Source organism: Pseudomonas sp. PH1b, from assembly GCF_000633395.1.
In the GTDB taxonomy this organism is placed as follows: Bacteria; Pseudomonadota; Gammaproteobacteria; order Pseudomonadales; family Pseudomonadaceae; genus Aquipseudomonas.
The window spans coordinates 50,833-76,791 of the sequence record NZ_AYMU01000001.1 but is presented as its reverse complement, the minus strand read 5'-3'; the positions used below and the strand labels follow the sequence as shown (position 1 = coordinate 76,791).

Sequence of the window (25,959 nt, the reverse complement as noted above, 5' to 3'; positions counted from 1 at the left end):
TCGCCTAAGAAATTATTTTTTCAAGATCATCGGGAGATAAACGTTTGAGGGCCTCCAAAGATTTAGCCAATTCGTCCTGCAGCGAAGAAGTTGTCTGCCGCAGGGCCTGAACCTTCTCGACAAAGGCCGCGAGGCTCTCCGCGCCGAACAGCGACTTGATGGGAATATCCACGCCGAACTGCTGCTTGACCCGGGTCACCACCTGAGCCACCAGCAGGGAGTGGCCGCCCAGCTCGAAGAAGTTGTCGCTCATGCCCACCCGATCCAGCTTCAGCACATCGGCCCAGATCGCCGCGACCTGCTGCTCCAGCTCGCTCTGCGGTGCCACATAGACCTGCTGCATCTGCTGGGCGTCGACCTTGGGCAGGGCCTTGCGATCGAGCTTGCCATTCGGGGTCAGCGGCAACGCTTCGAGGAACAGCAGGTAGGCCGGCACCATGTAGTCCGGCAGGTGTTCCTTGAGTGCAGTCTTGAGACTGTCACGCAGGGCGGCCTGGGCCTCGACGGTCGGGGTGGCCTCGCTCGGCACGATATAGGCCACCAATTGCTGGCCGTTCTCGCCGTCATGGGCCAGGACGAAGGCTTCACGCACCGCCGCTTGCTGCACCAGCCGCGCTTCGATTTCCCCCAGCTCGATACGGAAACCGCGGACCTTCACCTGATGGTCGATACGGCCGATGTACTCGATCACCCCATCGGCGCGGTAACGGGTCAGGTCGCCGGTGCGATACACCCGGCCGCCGTCGCTGGAGAACGGATTGGGCACGAACTTCTCGGCGGTCAACGCCGGGCGTGCCAGGTAGCCACGGGTGACCCCGGCACCGGCCAGGTACAGCTCACCGGCACTGCCCACCGGTACCGGTTGCAGGTCCGGGCTGAGGATGTAGCTCTGGGTATTGCTGATGGCCCGGCCGATATTGGCCTGCCCTCCCGCCTCGCGCCGGGTGTAGGTCGAGTAGGTGGTGTCTTCCGATGGGCCGTACAGGTCGTAGACATGCACCAGCCCCGGCTGTTGGTAGAGGCTGTCCACCAGGGCCTGTTTCAGCGGCTCACCCGCCAGGTTGATGATCCGTACGCTAGGCGGAATCTGCCCGCTGCGCTGCAGCGCGGCAATCGCCGAGGGCACGGTATTGATCAAGCGCACCCGGTCGCGGTCTGCCAGCTCCGGCAGCTCAAGGGCGTTGCGGGCCAGGACGATGGAGCCGCCGCTGGACAGGGTGACAAACAGCTCCCACACCGACAGGTCGAAGCAGATCGAAGTCGAGGCCAGCACCCCTTGCAGGTCTTCAGTGCTGTACACCCGATTCGACCAGTCGATCAGCGCCAGCACGTTGCGATGGGCAATCGCCACGCCCTTGGGCAGGCCGGTGGAACCGGAGGTGTAGATCACATAGGCCAGATTGTCCGGAGTCGCGCGTGGCGCCGGGTCGTCTGTCGAGTAGCCATCCAGCCAGCCCGGCTGGGCATCCAGTTGCAGGGTCTGCAGGGATTCCACGGACGGCAGCAGTGACAGCAAGGCGCTTTCGGTCAGCAGGATCTGCGCCTGACTGTCGCGCAGCATGTGCTCTAGGCGATCCTGTGGATAGTCCGGGTCCAGGGGCACATAGGCGCCACCGGCCTTGAGCACCGCCAGCAGCGCCACGACCATTTCCGGGGTGCGCTGCAAGGCCACGCCAACCCGCACTTCGGGGCCTACGCCCAGCTCGATCAGCTTGTGCGCCAGACGGTTGGCTCGGGCATTGAGCTCTCCGTAGCTCAGGCTCTGGCCGGCAAATAGCAGGGCTTCGGCGTCGGGAGTTTTCTGTACCTGGGCTTGCACCCACTGGTGTACAGAGTGCTCGCCGACAAACTCGCCGGTGGCCGGGGTCCACTCGTGCAGCAGCCGGTTCTGCTCGGCAGCCCCCAGCAACGGCAAGTCCCCCAGGCGCTGCCCGGGTTGCTGGACAATGCCCTGCAGCAACTGCAGCCAGGACTGGGCCAGACGCTCGATGGTGGAGGCTTCGAACAGGTCAGTGGCATAGGTCAGGGAGGCCCAGAGGCGATCCTCGGACTCGAAGGTGTCCAGACTCAAGTCGAACTGGGTCGTGCCGTCCTCGCCACTGAGCATCTGCACCTGCAACCCTGGAACCTCCAGGACTGCCGCGCCTTGGCGGGCGGCGGCCTGATGGTTGAACATCACCTGGAACAGCGGGCTGTAGCTCAGGCTGCGCTCGGGCTTGAGGGCTTCCACCAGTTGTTCGAAGGGCAGGTCCTGATGCTCCTGGGCATCCAGGGCGCAGCCTTTGACCTGACGCAGAAAGTCGCTAAAGCTCAGTTGCCCGTCGACCTCGGCCTTGAGCACCTGAGTATTGACGAAGAAGCCGATCAGACGCTCGGTCTCGACGCGGTTGCGGTTGGCAGTCGGCACCCCGACGCGGATGTCCGCCTGACCACTGTAGCGATGCAGCAGTACCTGGAACGAGGCCAGCAACAGCATGAACAGCGTGACCCCTTCGCGCTGGGCCAGCTGTTTCAGGGCACCCGGCAAGGCGCCCTCCAGGCTGATGCCATGGCGCGCGCCCTTGTGGCTTTGCTGCAACGGCCGCGGATGATCCAGGGGCAGGTCCAGGACCTGGGCGCCGCCTTCCAGTTGCTGCAACCAGTAATCCAGCTGCCGCTCGCGCTCACCGGCCTCCATCCATTGCCGTTGCCAGGCCGCGTAGTCCGCGTACTGCACCGCCAGCGCCGGCAACTCGGCCTGCTGCCCCTGGCTATGGGCGCCATAGAGCCGGATCAGTTCCTCCACCATCAACTGCATCGACCAGCCATCGGAAACGATGTGGTGCTGGACCAGCACCAGTACATGCTCGTCCGGTGCCAGGCGCACCAGGGTGGCCCGCAGCAACGGTCCCTGGCGCAGGTCGAACGGCTGACGTACCTGGGTGTCGATGACCTGCTTGATCAAGTCATCGGTGTTGCCGGCCTCCACTAGCAGGGACAAGTCCTGCTGGCTGATGGGCAAGCGGGCCTGGGCCGCGATCACCTGGGTCAGGCCCTGGGCGCTCTCGACAAAGTGCGTGCGCAAGCTTTCATGGCGGGCGATCAAGGCATCGAAACTGCTTTGCAGGGCCTGGCTATCCAGCGCGCCACGCAGGCGCAGGACCATGGGGATGTGATAGGCGCTGCTGTCGGAATCCAGCTGCCAGAGGAACCACTGGCGTTCCTGGGCATAGGACACCGCCAGCGGCTGTTGCCGGTCTACCAGGGGAATCGGCTGCAGTGACTGGGTGGTTTCCGGCCCCAGCAGGCGGACGAAATCTTCCAGCGACTCGCCTTCGAACAACAGCTTGAGGGGGGCATCGATGCCCAGCTCCTGACGGATGCGCGACATCACCTGGGTGGCCAGCAGCGAATGGCCACCAAGCTCGAAGAAGTTATCGGTCAAGCCGACCTTTTCCAGTTTCAATACCTGGGCCCAGATCCCGGCCACTTGCTGTTCGCGCTCGCTGCGCGGGGCCACATGGGCCTGCTGCAACAGGCTACCGTCGATGGCCGGCAAGGCCGCGCGATTGAGCTTGCCGTTGGCGGTCAGGGGTAGCGCCTGGAGGAACAGCACATGGGCCGGAACCATGTAGCCCGGCAGGTGCTCGCGCAGCCCGGCCTTGATGCCGTCGCGCAGTGGCAGTTGCTCGGCAACCGGGTCCTGGCTGTTCCAGTCCAGGCCGTCGGGCACCACGTAGGCCACCAGCTGCGGGCCGTCGGGGCCCTCCGGGGCCAGCACCACCGCCTCGCGCACCGCAGGCAACTCCAGCAGCCGAGTCTCGATCTCGCCCAGCTCGATGCGGAAGCCGCGGATCTTCACCTGGTGGTCGATACGGCCGATATAGCCGATTGAACCGTCGGCCTGATAACGCGCCAGATCGCCGGTGCGGTACAGACGCCCACCGGCCTCGCCAAACGGGTCCGGGACAAACCGCGCCGCGCTCAAGTCACCGCGGTTCAGGTAGCCCCAGGCCAGCCCGGCACGCCCGACATACAGCTCACCGATGCAGCCCTTGGGCACCGGTTGCAGGTTGCCGTCCAGCAAATACCAGGACATGTCGGGAATCAGCTCGCCAATCGGGCTGGCCCCCGTCAGGCTCAGATCCGCCACGGACAAGGGACGATAGGTCACGTGCACCGTGGTTTCGGTGATGCCGTACATGTTCACCAGCCGCGGCCGCTGATCGCCGAAACGCTGGAACCAGGGTTGCAGGGTATTGACCTCCAGGGCCTCGCCACCGAACACGATGTAGCGCAGCCGATGCGCAGGCTCGGCGCTGCAGGCCACGTGCATCAACTGGCGGAACGCCGAGGGCGTCTGGTTGAGTACCGTCACGCCCTCGCTGCACAGCAGCGGGTAGAAGTCCTGGGCCGAGCGCGCCACCTCCTGGGGCACGATCAGCAGCCGCCCGCCATACAGCAGGGCACCGAAGATTTCCCACACCGAGAAGTCGAACGCATAGGAGTGGAACAAGCTCCAGACATCCTCGGCGCCGAACTGGAACCACTGCTGGGTGGCTGCGAACAGACGCAGGACGTTGTGGTGCGGCTGCAAGGTGCCCTTGGGCTTGCCGGTGGAGCCGGAGGTGTAGATCACGTAGGCCAGGTCTTCGGGCGTCACCCCGACCTCCGGGTTGTCGATCCGGTAGCCGTCCAGGGACTGCTCCAGCAACCAGGTGCTGCCGGCAAACGCCGGCAAGCCCTGCTGCAGATGCCCCTGGGTCAGCAGCAGCGCGATGGCGCTGTCCTGCATCATGTGCTGCAGGCGGTCCTGGGGATAGGCCGGGTCCAGCGGCACATAGGCACCGCCGGCCTTGAGGATCGCCAGCAGGCCGATGACCATCTCCAGGCTGCGCTCCACCGCCAGCCCCACCAGGACATTGGGCCCCACGCCCTGTTCGATGAGCTTGTGCGCCAGGCGGTTGGCCCGCTGGTTGAGCTGCTGGTAGTCCAGGTTCTGTCCGCCGAAGGTCAGGGCAATGGCCTGAGGCGTCTTGGCGGCCTGGGCCTCGATGAGCTGATGAACGCAGGCCCGGGAAGGGAATGCCTGCTGCAGCCGGTTCCACTGACCAAGGATCTGCGCCTGCTCATCGGCCTCAAGCAAGGGCAACAGGCCGATGCGCTGCTGTGGCTGGCTGGCCACGCTTTGCAGCAACTGGCGCCAATGGGCGGCCAGGCGCTCGATGGTGGCGGCGTCGAACACATCGGTGGCATAGACCAGGGACGCGGCGATCCGGCCCTGGGTTTCCACGGTGTCCAGGGTCAGGTCGAACTGCGCCGACTGCCCTTGGGAGTCCAGGGCCTCGATGCTCAGGCCCGGCAGGTTCAGGGGTTTGCCTGTGCCTGCCGCTTCCACCTGGTGGTTGAACATCACCTGGAACAGCGGGTTGTGGCTCAGGCTGCGCTCCGGTTGCAAGGCCTCCACCAACTGCTCGAACGGCAGGTCCTGGTGCGCCTGCGCCGCCAGGGCGGTCTGGCGTACCTGCTGCAGCAACTGGCTGAAGGACATCTGCCCGTCGATCTCGGCCTTGAGCACCTGGGTGTTGACGAAGAAGCCGATCAGGCGCTCGGTCTCGACCCGGTTGCGGTTGGCAATGGGCACACCGACGCGGATGTCGGCCTGGCCGCTGTAGCGGTGCAGCAGGGTCTGAAAAGAGGCCAGCAACAGCATGAACAGGGTCACCCCTTCCCGCTGGGCCAGGCTGCCCAGGGTTTCACTCAAGGGCTGCTCCAGGGTCAGCTCCAGGCGCCCGCCCCTATGGCTCTGCACCGCAGGGCGCGGGCGATCCAGAGGCAGTTCGAGCAAGGGTTGCTCGCCGCCCAGTTGCGCCGTCCAGTAGGCCAGTTGCCGGTCCTTTTCACCGGCTTCCATCCAGTGGCGCTGCCAGAGGGCGTAGTCGGCATACTGGATCGGCAGCGCCGGCAACGACGCCGTCTGCCCTTGGCAGAAACCGAGGTAGAGCGCGATCAGTTCATCCACCATGACCTGCATCGACCAGCCATCGGAGACGATGTGGTGCTGGGTCAGGACCAGCACATGGTCATCCTCGGCCACCTGCAACAGGCCAACCCTGAGCAGCGGCCCGGCCAGCAAATCGAACAGTTGCCGGGTCTGGGCCTGGACGAAGTCCTGCACGGCCGCCTGGATCTGCTGTTCGCTCGCCTGGGCCGGCAGTGCCTGGCGCAGCAGTTCCAGGCGCGCCTCGGGGGCGACCACCTGCAGCGCCGTGTCGGCCTCCTCGACAAAATGCGTGCGCAGGCTTTCATGGCGGGCGATCAGGCTGTCGAAGCTGCGCTGCAAGGCCTCGACGTTCAGCTTCCCGCGCAGGCGCAGGGCCTTGGGAATGTGATAGGCGGTGCTCTCGGGCGCCAGTTGCCAGAGGAACCACTGGCGTTGCTGGGCATAGGACAGCGGCAGGCGCTCCTGGCTCAGGCGCACCTCGGGAATCGGCAGGTTGGCCGGGGAGATGCCCTGTTCGAGCATCTTCTGCAGGTAGACCTTGCGCTTCTCCAGGGGCAGCAGGATGAAGCCTTTGACAATTTTCAGCGCGGTGGTGTTGTCCATTACACAGCCTCCATTTCGTCGAGCAACAGTTCCAGCGCACTCAGGTCGGCGCCTTGCACCTGCCCGGGCGTCTGTTGCAACTGGCTGACGAACAGCCCCAGGGTTGGAAATTCAAACGCCATCTGCACACTGACCTGGCGCCCAAGCTTGAGCTGGACTCGAGAGACCATCGCGGTTACCAACAAGGAATGCCCACCTAGTTCAAAGAAGTTATCGTTCATGCCCACTTGCTCGACCTCCAGCACCTGGGCCCAGATCGCCGCGACCTGCTGTTCCAGTTCGCTCTGTGGGGCGATGTAGGCCTGCTGCAACAGGCTGGCGTCGGCCTTGGGCAGGGCCTTGCGGTCCAGCTTGCCGTTGGGGCTCAGCGGCAGGGCCTCAAGGAACAGCAGGTGCGCCGGCAGCATGTAGTCCGGCAACACCTCCTTGAGGGCCGCTTTGAGTTGCTCGCGCACCTGTGCCTGCTGTTCCGGGCTCTCTGCCGCCACGCCCGCGGCCGCCACCACGTAGGCCACCAGCTGTGGACCACCGGCCGCCTCCTGGGCCAGCACCACGGCTTCGCGCACCAGTGGCAGCTCCAGCAGCCGCGCCTCGATCTCGCCCATTTCGATGCGGAAACCGCGGATCTTCACCTGGTGGTCGATGCGCCCGGCGTACTCGATCACGCCCTCGGCGTCATAGCGGGCCAGATCGCCGGAGCGATACAAGCGACCGCCATCACTGCTGAACGGATCGGGAATGAAACGCTCGGCAGTCAAGCCTGGGCGGTCGTGGTAACCCCGGGCCAGCAGCTCGCCGCCGATCATCAGCTCGCCGGTGGCGCCGCTGAGGGTCAGGTGGCCGCTGTTGTCCAGCAGGTAGATGGAACGGCCCGGCAAGCCCTTGCCCAGCGGCATCTGGCTCGGCAGGGTTTCACCGTCCTGTAGGTAGGGGCTGCAGTCATGGGCGGTCACGCTCACCGTGGCTTCGGTCGGCCCGTAGGTGTTGAGCAGGCAGGCGTGTTTCAGGCCGGCCTTCTTCCACGCCGCCACGCCTTCTGCCGGCATGGCTTCGCCCCCCAGGTTGAGTTGGCGCAGGCGGCCGAAGTCGCGGGGTTCGCGGCTGGCGAAATCCTTGCCCAGCATGAACCAGTAGGCGGTGCTCAAGTCGACGATGCTGATGCCCTGCTCGATCAGCTCGCGGTAGAAGGTTTCGCTGTCCCACAGCGCCTTGCCGCGGATCACCACCGAGGCACCACAGATCAACGCCGGGTACAGCTGTTCGACAAAGGCATCGAAGTTGAAGGTGGAGAACTGCAGGCCACGGTCCGCAGCCGTCATGTTGAAATAATCCCGGGAAATCTGCGCATGCTGGGTCAAGGCGCTGTGGCTGATATCCACACCCTTGGGCCGGCCGGTGGAACCGGAGGTGTACATCACGTACGCCAGGTTGGCGCCGTGCGCCCGCGGTTGCGGGTTGCTCCGGGCATAGCCGTCCAGGCCCTGCTGATCCAGGCACAGGTGGGGCACAGCCACTCCGTCGCGAAGGCGCTCCAGCAGCGGCGACTGGGTCAGCAGCAGCTGGATGCCGCTGTCCTGCATCATGTAGTGCAGGCGGTCCTGGGGGTACTCGGGGTCCAGCGGCACGTAGGCGCCACCGGCCTTGAGCACCGCCAGCAGGCCGACAATCATGTCCAGCCCGCGCTCCACGGCAATGCCCACCCGCACATCCGGGCCCACGCCCTGCTCGATCAACGCATGGGCCAACTGGTTGGCCCGCTGGTTGAACTGGCCATAGCTCAGTTGCTCACCGGCGCACAGCAGCGCCACGGCATCCGGAGTGCGCGCGGCCTGGGCCTCGATCAACTGCTGGACGCAGAGCGGCGACAGGTCTCGCACCGAAGTACGGCTGCGTTGCTCCTCGATCAAGCGGCGCTCGGTAGCGCCAGTCAACGCCAACTCGCCGATGCTCGACTGCGCCTGCTCCACCAGCGCCATGAGCACCTGTTCCAGGTAGGCCGCCAGTTGCCGGATGTTCGCCTCGGCGAAATGCTCCAGGGCATAGCTGTAGTCGAACGCCAGGGTCTGCCCCAGGTACACCGACAGGGTCAGCGGGTAGTTGGTCTGCTCATGGTTGGCCGCCATGCCGAAGCTCAACTGCGCCGGGGCGCCTTGGGCCAGGGCCTCGGACACCGGATAGTTCTCGAACACCAGGATGTTGTCGAACAGTGCCTCGCCCCCCAGGCCGGCCCAGCGCTGCACGTCGTACAGCGGCGTGTGTTCGAAATCGCGCAGGGCCAGGTTGCGTTCCTGCACCAGCTGCAGCCAGTCACTGACCGGCATGTCCGGACGCGGCGCAGCCACGACCGGCAGCGTGTTGATGAACAGGCCGATCTGTTGCTCCACGCCCTTGAGCTCCGCCGGACGGCCGGAGACCGTGGCGCCGAACACCACGCTGTCCTGCCCGGTATAACGCTGCAGCAACAGCAGCCAGGCAGCCTGCACCAGAGTGTTGACCGTGACCTTCTGCTGCCGGGCGAACTCGCTCAAGCGTTGCGTCTGTTGCAGGTCCAGGTGCTGTTGATGGGCGGCGTAGCCCTTGCCGGCCGGAGCCTGGCTGCCGCGGCTGATGGCCTGGGCCAGACGGGTTGGCTCATCCAAAGTTGCCAGCTGCTGTTTCCAGAAGGTCTCGCTGAGCTGGGCGTCCTGGCGTTGCAGCCAGGCGATGTAGTCGCGGTAGCGCCCGGGTGCCTGGCTGGCGAACTGCCCCGCATAGCGCTGCAGCACTTCACCCAGCAGCCGCGAGTTGCTCCAGCCGTCCATCAGGATGTGATGGTTGGTGTAGATCAGGTGGTAACGCTGTTCGCCGGTGCGCACCAGGGTCAGGCGTAGCAGTGGCGCGGCCAGTAGGTCGAAACCACGCAGGCGCTCCTCCTCGGCCAAACCATCCAGGGCGCTCGGCACGGCCTCGTTCGCCCGCCAGTCATGCTCGACAAAGTCCAGGCGGATACGCTTGTGCACCACCTGAATCGGCGCCGGCAGTTCGCCCTGCCAGAGGAAACCACTGCGCAGGATGTCATGGCTGTCGATGGCCGCCTGCCAGGCCTGGCGGAAGCGCTCGGGATCAAGCCCGTCCACATCCACTCGCAGTTGGTTGATGTAGTCGCCCGCGCCCTGCTCGTAGAGGGTGTGGAACAGCATGCCCTGTTGCATCGGCGACAGCGGATAGAGGTCCTCGACCTCGGCCAGGGCCAGTGGCAACTGATCCAGTTGCTGTTGGTTCAGGCCGGCCAGCGGGAAGTCCGACGGCGTCGCGCCACGGTGCTCGGGCTGGCTGCAATGTTCGATCAGCGCCTTGAGTTCCTTGGCATACTCGTCTGCCAGGTGCTGGATGGTGGCGGTATCGAACATCGCCTGGCTGAAGGTCCAGCCCAGCTTCAATTGGCCGCCATAGACCTGGCCATTGATGCTCAACCAGTTGCCCAGCGGAGCCTGGGCGCCTTGATCGGCACCCTTGGCTTCGGCGCTGGGGGCAAACCAGGCATCCGGCTCATCGAAGCTGCCATCGAACTGGCCCAGGTAGTTGAAGGTAATGCGCGGTACGGCCAAGGCCGCCAGAGCCTCCTGCGCATCGGCATCCCCCAGGTAGCGCAGGGCCCCGAAGCCGATACCCTTGTTGGGCACGGCACGCAGCTGTTCCTTGATGAGCTTGATCGAGTCGGCCAGGGCCGGCTGCGGCGTCAGCTTCACCGGGAACACGCTGGTGAACCAGCCCACGGTGCGGCTCAGGTCGATGCTGTCGAACAGCTCTTCGCGGCCGTGGCCTTCCAGTTGCACCAGGGCGCTGCTGTCGCCGGTCCAGCGGGTGATGACCCGGGCCAGGGCGGTGAGCAGCAGATCGTTGATCTGGGTGCGATAGGCTGCCGGCGCATCCTGCAACAGGCGCTGGGTATAGCTAGGGTCCAGCTCGGTGCTGACACTCAGGGCATCCTTGATCACCACCTGATCCGTTGTCCGGTCGCAGGGCAGGCCCGAATCGACACCCTGCAGCTGCGCCTGCCAGTAACCCAGCTCCTGCTGCAGCGCCGCGCTGCGGGCATAGGCTTGCAACTGGCCGGCCCAGGCCTGGGAAGAGCTGGTCTTGGCCGGCAGCTTGATGGCTTGCCCGGCGGCCTGCTGTACCAGGGCCTGATGCAGGTCCTCCAGCAGCACCCGCCAGGACACCCCGTCCACCACCAGGTGATGGATGGCCAGCAGCAGGCGCTGGGTGCCATCACGCAACGTGAAGAGCACGGCACGCAGCAAAGGCCCCTGTTGCAGATCGAGGCTGCGTTGCGCGGTATCGCACAGGGCTTGCAACGAATCTTCAGTGGCGTCGTCCGCCAGCCACAGCAGTGCATCGGCCTGCGTCGCCGCCAACGGTGCCGCAGTCACCTGCCCCTGCGGGGCATAAGTCGCGACCCAGGCTGCGTCTTCTTCGGCAAACTTCAGGCGCAGGCCGTCGTGGTGTTCGAGCAAGGCTTGCAAGCCCTGCTGCAGTGCCTCGGCACTCAGAGGCTTCAGCGGCTTGAGCAGCACCGACTGGTTCCAGTGATGACGCTCCGGCACCGGTGTATCGAAGAACCACTGCTGGATCGGCAGCAGCGGCATTTGCCCACGCACCGGGCCCTGGTCGATCTGCAAACCGCCCTCGCCCTGCTCCGCCACCGTGGCCAGCCCCTGCACCGTCTGGTGCTGGAACAGGTCCTTGGGGGTGAAGCGGATACCGGCCTGCCGCGCCCGGCTGACCACCTGGATCGAGATGATCGAGTCGCCGCCCAGTTCAAAGAAGTTGTCGGTGACGCCCACCTGCTCAAGCTTCAGCACATCGGCCCAGATCGCCGCGATCTGTTGTTCCAGTTCGTTCTGCGGCGCCACATAAGTCTGCTGCATCAGCTGCGCATCGACTTTCGGCAGCGACTTGCGGTCCAGCTTGCCGTTCGGCGTCAGCGGCAGCGCTTCGAGGAACAGCAGGTAGGTCGGCACCATGTAGTCCGGCAGGTTTTCCCGCAAGCGCGCCTTGATGCTCTCGCGCAACTGCGCCTGGCGCTCGTTGCTCGACGCCACCTCGGCGTCCACCGGCACGATGTAGCCCACCAGTTGCTGGCCGCTCGGCCCTGGCTGGGCGATCACCGCCACTTCCAGCACCGGGTCCTGCTCCAGCAGGCGCGCTTCGATCTCGCCCAGCTCGATACGGAAGCCCCGTACCTTGACCTGATGGTCGACACGGCCGACGTACTCCACCAGGCCGTCGGTGCGGTAGCGGGTCAGGTCGCCGCTGCGATACAGCCGGGCACCGGTGGTGCTGTAGGGGTCAGGGATAAAACGCTCGGCCGTCAGGCCAGGACGGTCCAGATAGCCCCGGGCCACGCCCAGGCCACCCAGGTACAGCTCGCCCGCCACGCCCACCGGCAACAGGTTGAGGTTGGCATCGGCCACATAGGCGCTGCGGTTGCCAACGATATTGCCGATAGGCGCGTAGGCCGCATCGCACGGATCGCCCGCCTTGGCCTTCCAGATCAAAGGAGTGACCACGGTTTCGGTCGGGCCGTAGCCGTTGAAGATGTACTTCGGCCGCAGCACCCGCCACGCCAGATCGTAACTGGCCTGGGGCACCGCATCGCCACCGAAGCAATACACCCGTACCGCCGGCGGATTGCCGTCGCGCTCGGCGTGCACCGCCAGTTGTTGCAGGTAAACAGGCGGGAACACCCCTACGGTTACGCCATAACGGTGCATCTGTTCGTAGGTGAACTCCGGCGACCACAAGCTATCGTCGCGGATCAGCACGCTGGCGCCGTAGATCAGTGGGTGCATCCAGCCTTCGTGGGAGCCGTCGAAGGCGAAGGACATGAAGTGCAGCTCGCAATCCGCCGGGCTCATTTCATAGCGCTCGCCGGTGGCCAGGCTGTGCATCGCCAGCGGGCCATGGGACACCGCCACGCCCTTGGGCAGCCCGGTGGAGCCAGAGGTGTAGATCACATAGGCGAGGTTTTCCTCGGCCAGGGCTACCTCCGGGCTGGTCACCGGATAGGCTGCAAAATCCGCCGCGCCTTCGACGCTGAGGGTCGGCAAACCGTCCGGGATCGGCAAGCGGTGCAGCAGATGGTTCTGGGTCAACAGCAGCCAGGCGCCGCTGTCCTGCATCATGTAGCGCAGGCGGTCCTGGGGGTATTCGATATCCAGCGGCACATAGACCCCACCGGCCTTGAGCACGGCCAGGAAGGCCACCATGATTTCCGCGCAGCGCGGCATGGCGATGGCCACCCGTACTTCCGGGCCGACCCCCAGCTCGATCAGCTTGTGCGCCAGTTGGTTGGCTTGCGTATCCAGCTCGCGGTAGCTCAGGCGCTGCTCGGCGAAGAACACTGCCGGCGCCTCCGGGGCCTTGGCCGCCTGATCGGCGAACAGCTGGTGGACAAAACGGTGGGTCGGGTAGACCACATCGGTGTGGTCCCAATCCTGGCGAATGCGCCGCTGCTCGTCCTGGCCCAGCATCGGCAGCTCGCCCAAGGCCTGCTGCGGTTCAAGCATGCCTTGCAGCAGGTTGCGCCAGTGCTCGGCAAGGCTCTGGACGGTGGAGACCTCGAACAGTTCGCCGGCATAGATGAACGAAGCGTTGATCCCGGCGTCGGTCTCCAGGGTTTCCAGGGTCAGGTCAAATTGCGCAGTACCGCCCTGCAGGACCATTTCTTCGGCTTGCAGGCCCGGCAGGCTGGCGCCGTCGGTGCTTTCCCCGGCAATGCTCAGGTGGTTGTACATCACCTGGAACAACGGGTTCTGGTCCAGCGCACGCTGGGGCTTGAGAGCATCCACCAGACGATCGAACGGCAGGTCCTGATGGGCCTGGGCGGCCAGGGCCGTAGCCTTGACCTGACGCAGCAACTGCCCTACCGGCAGGCTCGGCACCAGCTCGACGCGCATCACCAGGGTGTTGACGAAGAAGCCCATTACCCCTTCCATTTCCTGGTGGCGACGATTGCTCACCGGCACCCCGATGCGGATATCCGGCTGGTCAGAGTAACGGTGCAGGAGCAACGCGAACGACCCCAGGAACAGCTGGAACAGGGTCATGTCATGTTCCCGTGCCACGCGCCGCAGCCCTTGCTCCAGGTCCGCCGGCAGGCGCAGGCCCAGGCGTTCCTGGCGATGGCTCACCAGCGCCTGGCGCGGGTGATCCAGAGGCAGCTCCAGCACCGGATGCTCCAGCCCCAGTTGCTGGCGCCAGTAATCCAGCTGGCGCTGTTGCTCGCCCTGCTCCAACCAGCTGCGGTGCCAGTTGGCGTAGTCGGCGTACTGCACGCTCAACGGCTCGAACTGCGGTGCCTGCCCCTGGATCAAGCCGCGGTACAGCGCGACGAATTCCCGGGCCAGCACACTCATGGAGGCGCCATCGGAAATGATGTGGTGCAAGGTCACCACCAGCAGGCAGTCCTGCTCGGCGACCTGCAGCACCCGGGCCCGGCACAGCGGGCCGCGCTCCAGGTCGAACAGCTGCTGGGTCTCCTCCAGGGCGCGGGCCTGGACGGCTTCGCGGGGCAAGCCCGGCGTCAAGCGCTCCCAGGCCACGCTGATCGCGCCCTGTGCATGCACCACCTGGCACAGGCGCTCCTGATGCTGGGTGAAGGTGGTACGGAACGCCTCATGGCGCTGGGCCAGGGCATCGAAGGTCTGCTGCAAGGCAGCCTGGTCCAGCCGCCCCTGCAACCGGACCACGATCGGCGTGTGGTAGGCGGTGCTCTGCGGATGCATCTGCCAGAACAGCCATTGCCGCTGCTGGGCATGGGAAGCCGGCAAGGGCCCGTCACGCTCCAGCGCCTCGATCTGTGGCAGCGCTGCGGCGCCGGCGCAGGCCTGTACCTGTTCGACGAACTCGTCCAGGCGCGCGGTTTCGAACAGCACCCGCAGCGGCACGTCCGCCCCCAGCAGGCGACGCACCCGGGAGATGATCTGGGTCGCCAGCAGTGAATGGCCGCCCAGGGCGAAGAAGTTGTCGCCCAGGCCCACCCGCTCGACCTTGAGCACCGCCTGCCAGATGGCTGCGATGCCCTGCTGCAGCTCGCTGACCGGCGCCACAAAGGCCTCCACCGGCGCCTGCGGCTGCAACGGCGGCAAGGCCCGCAGATCGAGCTTGCCGTTGGGGGTCAAAGGCATGCCGTCCAACGCCAGGAAATGCATCGGCAGCATGTAGTCGGGCAACGCCACCGCCAGTTGCCGGCGAATCTCCTGCCACGCCGCCTCCGGCTCCTGAGCCTTGGCCAGTACCACATAAGCCGCCACTTGCGACTCGCCTGCCACACTGACCACTTGCGCCACGGCGTCCTCGACCTGAGGCAACTGCTTGAGGGCCGCGGTGATTTCCCCCAGCTCGATACGGTAGCCGCGGATCTTCACCTGATGGTCGATGCGACCCAGGTAGTCGATAGCCCCGCCGTCCAGATAGCGCGCCAGGTCACCGGTGCGGTACAGACGCTGCCCATCGCCGCTGAAGGGGTCCGGCACGAAGCGTTCGGCGGTCAAGGCCGCGCGCTGGTGGTAACCCCGAGCCAGGCCGGCGCCCCCCAGGTACAGCTCGGCCGGGGTGCCGGGCGCCACCGGTTGCAAGGATGCATCCAGCACCCGCGCACGGACGTTGGCCAGGGGCTGCCCCAGGGGCACCACCGCCAGCTCGTCCGCCAGTGCAGCCGCGGCCATGGTCAAGGCGCCGACCGTGGTTTCCGTGGGGCCGTAGTGGTTGAATACCGCGCACTCCGGCGCCAGGGTCGCGATCCTGCGGACCAGCGCCGCCGGGCAGGCCTCGCCGCCCAGCACCAGGCACTGGCGCGGCAGGCAACGGGCTGGCTCTTCGCCGCTCATCAGCGCCTGCAAATGCGAGGGGACTATCTTCAACACATCGATGCGGTGGCTGTGCAGGTAGGCGCCGAAAGCGTCGGCGTCCAGCCCGGTATCCAGGTCGATCACGTGCAGGCAGCTGCCGGAGCACAAGGCGCCGAACAGCGTGGTGTGGCCAAGATCCGCGGCAATGGTCGAGACCACGGCCATGCTGCGTGCGCCCCCCAGCGGCAGGCGCTGGATGATCGCCTGCACATAGTTGGCCAGGGCCCCGTGGGTGATGCCCACGCCTTTGGCGGCACCGGTGGAACCGGAGGTGTAGATCGAATAGGCCAAGTTCCCGGCAGCAATCCCGGGCAAGGGTGCCAGCGGGTCACTGGCCGACTCCCAGGCCTCTGCCTGATCCAGCAACAACACCTCGACCCGGGCCGCCAGCGGCAGCCGCGGCTGCACCGCCGCCTCGCTCAGCAACAGGCGCACGCCACTGTCTTCAAGCATGTAGCTCAAGCGCTGTTCGGGGTATTGCGGATCCAGCGGCACGTAGGCGCCGCCGGCCTTGAGCACTGCCAACAGGCCCACCACCATCTCCAGGGAACGCTCCACGGCGATACCCACCGGCACCTCCGGGCCCACGCCGCGCGCCACCAGCGCCGCGGCCAGACGGCTGGCACGCTGGTCCAGCTCGCGGTAGCTCAGGCCTTGCCCGGCGAATACCAGGGCCGGCGCCTCAGGCTGCGCGGCGACCTGGCGGGCAAAGAGCTCAAGGACCGATTCGGCACTGAACACCTCCGAGGCGCCAACCCCCTGGGCCAGGATGCCCTGGTGTTGCTGGGCACTGAGCAGCGGCAGTTCGGCAAGCGCCGACTGCGGCTCGCGCACCATTGCCCACAGCAGGTTCTGCCAGTGGCCGGCCATGCGCTCGATGGTCTGCGCTTCGAACAGCTGGCAGTCGTAGGTGAACGCGGCCTGCAACTGGCCGCCACGCTCGAAGGTGTCCAGGGTCAAATCGAACTGCACCGTGCGCTCGTTGCGCGGCAAGGCCTGCACTTCCAGGCCGGAGCGGCTGCGCAGGGTGGTCAGTTCGGTGACCTGGGGCTGGTGGTTGTACAGCACCTGGAACAGCGGGCTGTGGTTCAGGCTGCGCTCCAGGTGCAGGGCTTCCACCAGGCGCTCGAAGGGCAGGTCCTGATGGGCCTGGGCGCCCAGGGTGGTCTCGCGGATATCGGCCAGCAGTTGCTGCACCGTCAATTGCGGGCTCAGCTCGGTGCGCAGCACCTGAGTGTTGACGAAGAAGCCGATCAGCCCCTCGGCTTCCTGGCGCGTGCGGTTGGCGATGGGCACGCCGACCCGGATGTCCTGCTGGCCGCTGTAGCGCGATAGCAGCAGCTTGAAGCCGGCCAACAGCACGGCAAACAGGGTCACCCCTTGCTGGCGCGCCAGGGCGCCCAGTTGCTGGGCCAGGGGCTGCTCCAGTGCGAAATCCAGGCGCCGTCCCTGGCGGCTGGAATGGGCCGGCCGCGGATAATCGGTGGGCAGTTTCAGCGGCGGATGCTCGTCCCCCAGCTTGGCCCGCCAGTAGTCCAGTTGCCGCTCCTGCTCACCCGCCTCCAGCCAGCTGCGCTGCCACAGGGCGTAGTCGCGGTACTGGATCGGCAACGCCGGGACATTCGGCGCCTCACCCTGAAGCAAGCTGTCGTAAGCGTGCAGGAACTCCTCGATCAAGACTCCCATCGACCAACCGTCCGCGACGATATGGTGCAGGGTCAGCAGCATCACATGCTCCTGCTCGCCCAGGTCCAGCAAGCAGACCCGCAGCAGCGGCCCCTGCTGCAGATCGAAGGGCCGGCGCGCCTCGGCGTCGGCCTGCTGTTGCACCCGGGCTTCACGCTGCTCCGGGTCGAGGTCGCAGAGATCCCGATAATCGATGTCGACCCGCGCGTCCCGGATCACCTGCCGAGGTTCATCGTCCTCCAGGGCAAAGACCGTGCGCAGGCTCTCATGCCGCTCCAGCAGCCAGTTGAACGCCTGCGCCAGCAACACCTTGTCCAACGGCCCACTCAGACGGACCGCGTTGGGCAGGTTGTAGGCCGCGCTCTGCGGGTCCAGTTGCCAGAGAAACCACATGCGCTGCTGCGCGTAGGACAGGGCCTGGCGATCAGGCACCGTAACCCCCGCAGGAATCGGCAGCAGAGAGAAGTCGACGCCTTCCTTGTCCAGAGCCTTCAAGAACAGCCGGCGCTTTTCCAGCGGCAGTTCAATGAATCTGCGGGCGAGCTTCAAGGAGTCTTCTGCATTCATCGGGGTTCATCCGTACTGACTTGTTGGGTATCGAGCATTGGCTCGGTCATCCCTACGGAACGGATGAAGGCTTCGAAAAATTAACCCCTCGCACCACTGGAGCAACCAACCCCAGGGCAGTCGGCAAGCGGCTCTCGCGGTAAATCAAGCATTCGATACTTCGTTACTTCCTTATCCCTTCTTGCAGCAGGTAACGCCCATGTCCTCCGCACAATCGCTGACCGACATCCTCACTCAAGGCTTGCGCAAACTGACCGGCATCGACAGACCCAAGCCCAAGGGCTACCGGGTGATCAACGTCGAACTCAAGCAACGCATCGACCTCAGCCCCTCCCTGGTCCGCCTGGTGTTCGGCGGCGACGACATTGCCCAGGCCCGCTGCCTGGCCCCGGACCAGCGCATCAAGCTGCTGTTCCCCGGCGCCGACGGCACGCCCTCGCAATTGCCGGTCGAAGGCGATTGGCACGCCGCCCGGCGCAAACTGCCGGCCGCCCAGCAGCCGCCGATGCGCACCTACACCATCCGCGCCCTGCGCATGCAGCCGGCGGAGCTGGACGTGGACTTCGTGCTGCACGGGGTCAACGGCCCCGCCTCGGCCTGGGCCACCCAGGCGCAACCCGGCGACCGGCTGCAGATGGTGGTGCCGAACAAGGCCTTCAGCGGCGACCCGGGCGGCTATGAATGGCAGCCGCCGGCGGGTATCCGCAAGGTGCTGCTGATCGGCGACGAAACCGCCCTGCCGGCCATCGCCGGGATTCTCGAAGAGTTGATGGAGTACCCGGCCTACCCCGACGTCCAGGTGTTTATCGAGGTGCCCTACGAAAGCGACTGCGTGACCTTGCGCTGCCACCCCCACACTCGCCTCAACTGGCTGCCCCGGGACGTACTCGGCGCCCAGCATGGCGAGACCCTGATCCACGCGGCGCAGGAGCTGGCCGAACTGCCACCGCCCGACAGCGAGCGGCGCCCGATCAAGGTCTCCCAGCGAGGCGAGGAACTGCGCCCCTGGGACTCGGCCCAGCCGGCCGACAACAGTTTTTATGCCTGGGTGGCCGGGGAGTCGGGCACGGTGATGAAGATCCGCCGCTTCCTGATCAACGAGCGCGGCCAGGAGCGCCGCAACCTCACGCTGATGGGCTACTGGCGCCAAGGCACCTCCCTGGGCTGAGGGGGATTGCAGCCGAAAGCGCCCCAGAAGGGGCGCCGCACTTTCAAGCCCGGCGATTGATCCCGGGCCGACCCGCCTCTCAGGAAACCGCTGCCACCGGTTGCTGCTGGCGACGCCGATGAACCGCCAGGTGCCCCTTCATCAGGCTCAGCACCTTGGCCTCGTGTTCATGGATGAAGAAATGCCCGCCAGCCAGCATGTCCACGGAGAAGCTGCCCTGGGTCTCGCGGCTCCAGCCGATCAACTGCTCGGCGGTGGCGCGATCGTCCTTGCCGCCGAACACGTGCACCGGGCAGTTCAGCAAGGGCCGCTGCACTGGGGTGAAGCGCCCGCACAACAGGAAGTCGGCACGCAGCACCGGCAGGGTCAGGCTCATCAGTTCGCGGTTGGCCAGCACTTCTTCACTGGTGCCGTTGAGGGTGCGCAACTGCTCGATCAGTTGACCATCGGTCTTGGGCTCGGCGAATCCCCGGTCGTATTCGGCGCGCAAGGTTGGCGCCGCGGTCCCCGAGGCAAACAGTGCCACCGGCTCGGGACACCCCAGGGAACGCAGGGCATGGGCCATCTCGCAGGCCAGCAAGGCGCCCAGGCTATGGCCGAACAATACATAGGGCGCACGCAGGGTGGGCAGCGCCTCGCGGGCCAGTTGCAGGGCCAGGGTGCGCATGTCGGTGTGCAGCGGCTCGCCAAAACGCGCACCGCGCCCGGGCAACTCCACCGGCAGCAACTGCAGCCATTCCGGCAGCTTGCGCCGCCAGCGGCTGTAGACCATGGCACTGGCCCCCGAATACGGCAGGCACAGCAATGTCAGCTTGGTCACGGCACTCCCCTCAACAAATGAACTGTTAAGAGAACGCATGAGCGGCCACGGAAATTAGCCGGCCAGGGAACCCGGTGACGAGCGCCCCGGTGTCAGTTGCCGGTAGCTCTGCAACGCCGCAGCCAACACCACCGCGCCACCGGCCAGGGCCAGCCAGAAACCGCTGCGGGCACCGAAGTGGTCCACCAGGAAGCCCGAGCCGGCAGCCCCCAGCGCCACACCGATGCTCAGGCCGGTGACCAGCCAGGTCAGGCCTTCGGTGAGCTTGGCCGGCGGCACGATGCTTTCCACCAGGGCCATGGCGACGATCAGGGTCGGGGCGAAGAACAGCCCGGCGACGAACACCGCCAGGGACAGGCCGAGGATGTTGCTCGCCAGCAACAGCGGCAACGTGGTGACCGCGGTGGCGATGCCGCCGTACATGAACAGGCGCGGCAAGGGCATGGAGAATTTCAGCGCGCCAAACGCGATGCCCGCCAGGCAGGAACCGCCGGCATACACCGACAGCACGATGCTCGCCGCCGCCGGCTGCCCCTGCTGCTGGGCGAAGGCCACGCTGACCACATCGACCACCCCGACAATGGTGCCCATGGCTATCATCAACAGCACCAGCAGGCGGATCTCCAGCGAACGGATGATCGAGCCGCCCTGCCCTTCTGCATGAGGGTGCACCGGCGGCTCGGTGGCTTTCTGCAGGACGAACAGACTGACCCCAAGCACCAGCGCCAGCAACGCCATCAAGGGCCCGGCTTCGGGAAACAGTGCCACGCTGAGCCCCACCGACAACGGCGGGCCGACAATGAAGCAGACCTCGTCGAGCACCGACTCCAGGGCATAGGCGGTCTGCAGTTGCGGCTGGCCGCGGTACAGCTCGGTCCAGCGGGCACGGACCATGGCCGACATGCTGGGCATGCAGCCGGCCAGGGCGGCAAACACGAACAGCGTCCACTGCGGCGCCTGCAACCGTGTGCACAGCAGCAGGGCCAGGAGTGCGCCGCCACCCAGCCCCGCCGCCAGTGGCAGCACCCGCCCCTGGCCGTATCGATCCACCAGCCGCGAGACCTGGGGCGCACAAAAGGCCGTGGCCAGGGCAAAGGTCGCCGCCACGCCACCGGCCAGGGCATAACCGCCGTGCAGTTGCGCGAGCATGGTGATCAGGCCGATGCCGGTCATGGAGATCGGCATGCGCGCGATCATCCCGGCCAGGACAAACGCCCGGCTGCCCGGGGCGGTGAACAATTCACGGTAGGGGTTTGCCATTTACAACGACTCCTTGGGGGGCTGCAACTTGCCACAAAATGCTCCGGCAGTAGAAATACATACGCCGCGTATGTTAAAAATCATGTAAACATACGCTCCGTATGTCAACCCATCATTTGCTGGAGAGCGCCCCATGAGCAGCCGCCCACGAGCCGAGATGATCGAAGCCACCCGCGCCAAGCTGATTGCCAGCGGCCGCCAGGCCTTTGCCCGCCTGGGCTACGCCAAGACCTCCATGGATGACCTGACCGCCGAGGCCGGCCTGACCCGGGGTGCGCTGTATCACCACTTCGGAGACAAACAGGGCCTGCTGGCGGCCGTGGTGGCACAGATCGACGGCGAGATGGATCAGCGCCTGGCACTGATCTCCCGCCAAGTGGCAGACCCCTGGCAGGCCTTCTGCGAACGTTGCCGGGCCTACCTGCAGATGGCCCTGGAACCGGAGATCCAGCGCATCCTGCTGCAGGATGCCCGGGCCGTGCTGAGCGATGTCGCCCAGGCCAGCGAGGAGCAATGCGTCGCGTCCCTGTGCGCCCTGCTGGAGCAACTGATCGAGGCCCGGGTGATTGCGCCGGGAGCGCCCCAGGCCCTGGCCCGGTTGATCAACGGCGCCCTGGTGGAAGCGGCCCTGTGGATAGCCAACGCCGCGCAACCGGCAGACAAGCTCGAAGAGAGCCTGGTCGCCCTGCAACTGCTGCTGCGGGGACTGCGCCTCGACAGCGCCGCGCCCTGCGCTGAAATGCTCCCTGGCACAAGGTAAGCCGCCATGGACAGCTAGACCGCCCCCCACCTCAGCCGGCCGCCACCTGCTTTCTGTTCGATGTCTCGACACTCCAGGTAGGCGACATTCTGCCGAGCCGCAGCGCTGCCCTGTAGAGCAGCCTGATCCAGTCCGCCACCGATTCCGGCTTCAGCCACGCGGCGCTGTTCGTGCATGCCGGCGCAGTGCTGATCGAGGCGATCAACAGCGGGGGCAAACTGAGCTCGGTACTCGGCCGGGCCGCCCGCGCCCGGGCCAGCATCAAGCTGCTCAGGCTCAAGAATCCCGGCGCGCTGGACCAGGCCCAACTGGCCGACGTTGCCAAGTCCCACCTGCACAAGCATTACTCGCTCAAGGGCGCCTGGCTGACCCAGGTCGCCGGCGCCGAGCTGATTCGCCAGCAGTTGAACAGTGGCCCCGCCCCTGAGCCTAAAAAAACCGCTGAACTCCCGGGCCCTTTTGTCAGTCAGCTGAACACGCTCCCTGATAAAGGAACGCCCCATGCAGCTCTCCCTCGATCAACAAGTGGCACTGGTCACCGGCGCCAGTTCCGGCATCGGTGCGGCCACCGCCATCGCCCTGGCGGCGGCCGGCGCCAGCGTGGTGCTCAACTACCATTCCCAGGCCGCCCCCGCCGAGGAACTGGCGGCCAGGATCAACGCCGAAGGCGGCCGGGCCATGGCCCTCGGAGGCGACGTGTCCGATGAGAAGCAGGTCGAGGCGCTGTTCGCCAAGACCCTCGAAGCCTTCGGCTTCCTCGATATCCTGGTGGCCAACTCGGGGCTGCAGAAAGACGCCCCGGCGGCCAGCCTGAGCCTGGCGGACTGGAACCGAGTGATCAACGTCAACCTCACCGGCCAATTTCTCTGTGCCCGCGCCGCGCTGCAGATTTTCCAGCGCCAGGGCGTGCGTGCCGGGGTGTCCCGGGCGGCCGGCAAGATCATCCACATGAGTTCGGTGCACCAGCTGATTCCCTGGGCCGGTCACGTCAACTACGCGGCGTCCAAGGGCGGTGTGGAAATGCTCATGCGCACCCTGGCCCAGGAATTCAGCCAGCAGCGCATCCGCATCAACGGCATCGCCCCCGGGGCGATCCGCACCCCGATCAACCGCGCCGCCACCGAAGGCGCGGCGGAGCAGGAACTGCTCAAGCTGATTCCCTACGGCCGGGTCGGCGACCCCGAGGACGTGGCCAACGCAGCGCTGTGGCTGGCCTCGGATGCCTCCGACTACGTGATCGGCAGCACCCTGTTCATCGACGGCGGCATGAGCCTCTATCCGGAGTTTCGCGGCAATGGCTGAACACCACTCGACCCAGCGGCCGATCGATGCCCACGGCATCATCGGCGACCTGCGCAGCGCCGCCCTGGTGGACGACCAGGGCAGCATCGACTTCTTTTGCTGGCCGGAATTCGACAGCCCGTCAATCTTCCTGTCGCTGCTGGATTCCCCCGCCGCCGGGATCTTCCAGCTGGCGCCGGTGCTGGCCAATGCCAGGCGCCAGCAGATCTACCTGCCCGACAGCAACGTCCTGCAGACCCGCTGGCTGGGGGACGAGGCGGTGGTGGAAGTCACCGACCTGCTGGCCATCGACGAGGATCCGCAGCAGCCGCCCCTGCTGGTGCGTCGGGTGCGGGTGGTCAGTGGCCGCGCCACCTTGCACCTGCAATGCGCGCCACGCCATGACTACGGCCGCGCCGCCACCCGGGCCCGCCTCGACGGCGCTGGGGTGTGCTTCGAAGCACCGGGGCAGCCCGGCCTGCGCCTGGTGGCCAGCCAACCGCTGCACATCGAACGGGACGCGGCGTTGGCGCAATTCACCCTGGAACAGGGCCAGGGCGCCGAATTCATCTTTGGCGGCCTGGAAGACCCGCGGGTGACCGGCAACGACAGCGACCTGCACCTGCGCCGTACCCTGAAGTTCTGGCGCGACTGGATCGGCCAGTCCAACTACCGCGGGCGCTGGCGGGAGATGGTCAACCGCTCGGCCCTGGCGCTGAAGCTGCTGACCTCGCGCCGCCACGGCTCGATCCTGGCGGCGGCCACCTTCGGCCTGCCGGAAAGCCCCGGCGGCGAACGCAACTGGGACTACCGCTACACCTGGGTGCGCGATGCCTCGTTCACCGTCTACGCCTTCATGCGCCTGGGCTTCGTCGCTGAAGCCAACGCCTACATGGGCTGGCTGCGCGGACGGGTCAGCGACTGCCACGGGCAACCGATGAAGCTCAATATCCTGTATGGCATCGACGGTCGCCAGGAGTTGCCGGAAAGCCCGCTGCCGCACCTGTCCGGTCACGGCGGCGCGCAGCCGGTGCGGATCGGCAACCAGGCCTATGACCAGGTGCAACTGGACATCTTCGGCGAGCTGCTGGACGCGGTGTACCTGGTCAACAAGTACGGCGAGGCGATCTCCCACGAAGGCTGGCAACACACGATCAAGGTGGTGGACCAGGTCTGCGCCACCTGGCAGCAAAAGGACGTGGGGATCTGGGAAATGCGCGGCGAACAGCACCACTTCCTGCATTCGCGGCTGATGTGCTGGGTCGCGTTGGACCGCGCCATCCGCCTGGCCTCCAAGCGTTCGCTGCCAGCCCCCTTCGCCCGCTGGGACCAGACCCGGCAGGCGATCTATGACGACATCTGGAGCCAGTTCTGGGACGAGCAGCGGGGGCACTTCGTGCAGCACATCGGCAGTACCGCCCTGGACGGCTCGATGCTGCTGATGCCCCTGGTGCGCTTCGTCAGCGCCAAGGACCCGCGCTGGCTGGCCACCCTCGACGCCATCGAGAACAGCCTGGTGCGCGACGGCATGGTCTACCGCTACCGCAACGACGACAGCGGGATCGACGGCCTGCCCGGCCGCGAAGGGGCCTTTGCCGCCTGCTCCTTCTGGTACGTGGAGTGCCTGGCCCGGGCCGGGCGCGTGGAACAGGCGCACCTGGAGTTCGAGCAACTGCTGCGCTATGCCAACCCCCTGGGGTTATACGCCGAGGAATTCGACAGCCATGGCCGTCACCTGGGCAATACGCCCCAGGCCCTGACCCATCTGGCGCTGATCAGTGCCGCGTGTTTTCTCGACCGGCGCTTGAGCGGTGACAAGAGTGTCTGGCAACCTTGAGCGCCGCCGGCCCCCGCTGCCGCCCGAAATGGAATGTTCGCCATGCCCGACTCGCCGATTATCGCGGTGATGATCCACGCCGCCGACTGGCGCGCCGCCACCGACTGGTACGCCCAAGCGTTCCCCCAGGCGCGGCGCATCGTCCACCAACCCGATGACTTCGGCCACCTGCAGATTAACGGCATTGCCATCGAGATCGTCGCCGCCGACGCCAAGGTGGGCCAGGGTCCGGCCGGCTCGGTGGTGTATTGGCGAGTGGCCGACCTGCCGGCGCGACTGCAGCACCTGACCGCCCTCGGCGGGCGCCTGTACCGTGGACCGATGGCCATTGGCGACGGTGAATGGATCTGCCAGGTGCAGGATCCCTGGGGCAATTGCATTGGCCTGCGCCAGGGCGCAACGCTCGCCTGAAGGAAGCGTTCCCGGCAGAATGACGGGTCTTTCGCGCCTGGTCCTCAAACACCGGCCCCTGGAGAACGCCCCATGCAGCAGGTCCTGCTGATCATCGATGTGCAACCCTGCTTCAACCCGCCCCAGTGGCTGGTGGACGGCATCAACCGCCTGCTGACGCGCATGCCTTCGGTGGCCACGGTAGAACGCCACGATGAAAGCCAAACGCCCTTTGCCCGCCAGTTGGGCTGGCAACCTTCCGCCGACGACCAGAGCCTGGTGGCGGCCGAACGCATCTTTATCAAGCACGGCTATGGACCGACGCCGGAGATGCTCGACTACCTGAAACGCCTGGCCCCCGAGCGAGTACTGGTGTGCGGCATCCAGACCGACACCTGCGTGCTGGCAGCGGGTTTTGCCCTGTTCGATGCCGGCTTGCAGCCGACCCTGATCACCGACCTGACGCAGGGCTCGTCCCTGGACCGCAGCGGCCAGCTGGGCATCGACCTGTGGCGGCATCATTTCAAGCACCTGATCCACAGTACCGACCTGTAGGAACCGGCTTGCTGGCGAAGGCGATCTTGCGGGCCTCTTCGCTGGCAAGCCAGCTCCTACAGTTGACTGGGGTATCGGGGGGAGCCCGTAGGAGCCGGCTTGCCGGCGAAGGCGATCTCGCGGGCCCCTTCGCTGGCAAGCCAGCTCCTACAGCT

11 protein-coding genes are annotated in these 25,959 nt (G+C 66.2%); 6 read left to right on the top strand and 5 right to left on the bottom strand.

Going from position 1 to position 25,959, the window contains the following annotated elements:
- Nucleotides 1-4 precede the first annotated feature (4 nt).
- Nucleotides 5-6,586: a non-ribosomal peptide synthetase gene (locus U873_RS0100275; protein ID WP_025126326.1), complete on the bottom strand. Its 6,582-nt coding sequence runs from the start codon at nucleotides 6,584-6,586 to the stop codon at nucleotides 5-7.
- Complete coding sequence (locus U873_RS0100270; RefSeq protein WP_025126325.1) at nucleotides 6,586-17,733, bottom strand: non-ribosomal peptide synthetase; 11,148 nt, start codon at nucleotides 17,731-17,733, stop codon at nucleotides 6,586-6,588. The genes U873_RS0100275 and U873_RS0100270 overlap by 1 nt, the downstream gene beginning before the upstream one ends.
- Before the next feature lie 199 nt (nucleotides 17,734-17,932).
- On the opposite strand from U873_RS0100270, the gene U873_RS0100265 reads away from it, so the two are divergent.
- Nucleotides 17,933-18,901 carry a siderophore-interacting protein gene (locus U873_RS0100265; protein ID WP_025126324.1) on the top strand — a complete coding sequence of 323 codons (969 nt, stop codon included), beginning with the start codon at nucleotides 17,933-17,935 and terminating at the stop codon, nucleotides 18,899-18,901.
- Nucleotides 18,902-18,980: 79 nt separating this feature from the next.
- Here U873_RS0100265 and U873_RS0100260 read toward each other — a convergent pair whose 3' ends face one another.
- On the bottom strand, nucleotides 18,981-19,721 hold the full coding sequence (locus tag U873_RS0100260) for a thioesterase II family protein (RefSeq protein WP_025126323.1): 741 nt from the start codon (nucleotides 19,719-19,721) through the stop codon (nucleotides 18,981-18,983).
- A 54-nt stretch (nucleotides 19,722-19,775) separates the two neighbouring features.
- Nucleotides 19,776-20,981, bottom strand: coding sequence for an MFS transporter (locus U873_RS0100255; RefSeq protein WP_025126322.1), 1,206 nt, complete (start codon nucleotides 20,979-20,981; stop codon nucleotides 19,776-19,778).
- Between the two features lie 133 nt (nucleotides 20,982-21,114).
- Here U873_RS0100255 and U873_RS0100250 point away from each other — a divergent pair, with 133 nt between their 5' ends.
- The gene (locus U873_RS0100250; RefSeq protein ID WP_025126321.1) at nucleotides 21,115-21,741 is read left to right on the top strand and encodes a TetR/AcrR family transcriptional regulator; all 627 of its coding nucleotides are present in this window, start codon (nucleotides 21,115-21,117) and stop codon (nucleotides 21,739-21,741) included.
- Nucleotides 21,742-21,755: 14 nt separating this feature from the next.
- On the opposite strand, the gene U873_RS0100245 is transcribed toward U873_RS0100250, so the two are convergent.
- Nucleotides 21,756-22,244 carry a hypothetical protein gene (locus U873_RS0100245; RefSeq protein WP_025126320.1) on the bottom strand — a complete coding sequence of 163 codons (489 nt, stop codon included), beginning with the start codon at nucleotides 22,242-22,244 and terminating at the stop codon, nucleotides 21,756-21,758.
- On the opposite strand from U873_RS0100245, the gene U873_RS0100240 reads away from it, so the two are divergent.
- From U873_RS0100240 to U873_RS0100225, 4 genes are all read left to right on the top strand, one after another.
- Complete coding sequence (locus U873_RS0100240) at nucleotides 22,243-23,043, top strand: glucose 1-dehydrogenase (protein WP_025126319.1); 801 nt, start codon at nucleotides 22,243-22,245, stop codon at nucleotides 23,041-23,043. The two genes, U873_RS0100245 and U873_RS0100240, sit on opposite strands and share 2 nt — an antisense overlap.
- Nucleotides 23,036-24,859 carry a glycoside hydrolase family 15 protein gene (locus U873_RS0100235; RefSeq protein WP_025126318.1) on the top strand — a complete coding sequence of 608 codons (1,824 nt, stop codon included), beginning with the start codon at nucleotides 23,036-23,038 and terminating at the stop codon, nucleotides 24,857-24,859. The genes U873_RS0100240 and U873_RS0100235 overlap by 8 nt, the downstream gene beginning before the upstream one ends.
- Nucleotides 24,860-24,901: 42 nt before the next feature.
- On the top strand, nucleotides 24,902-25,270 hold the full coding sequence (locus U873_RS0100230; protein ID WP_025126317.1) for a VOC family protein: 369 nt from the start codon (nucleotides 24,902-24,904) through the stop codon (nucleotides 25,268-25,270).
- A gap of 72 nt (nucleotides 25,271-25,342) precedes the next feature.
- A complete protein-coding gene (locus U873_RS0100225; RefSeq protein ID WP_025126316.1) occupies nucleotides 25,343-25,804 on the top strand; it encodes a cysteine hydrolase family protein in 462 nt (153 codons plus the stop codon).
- Nucleotides 25,805-25,959 lie beyond the last annotated feature (155 nt).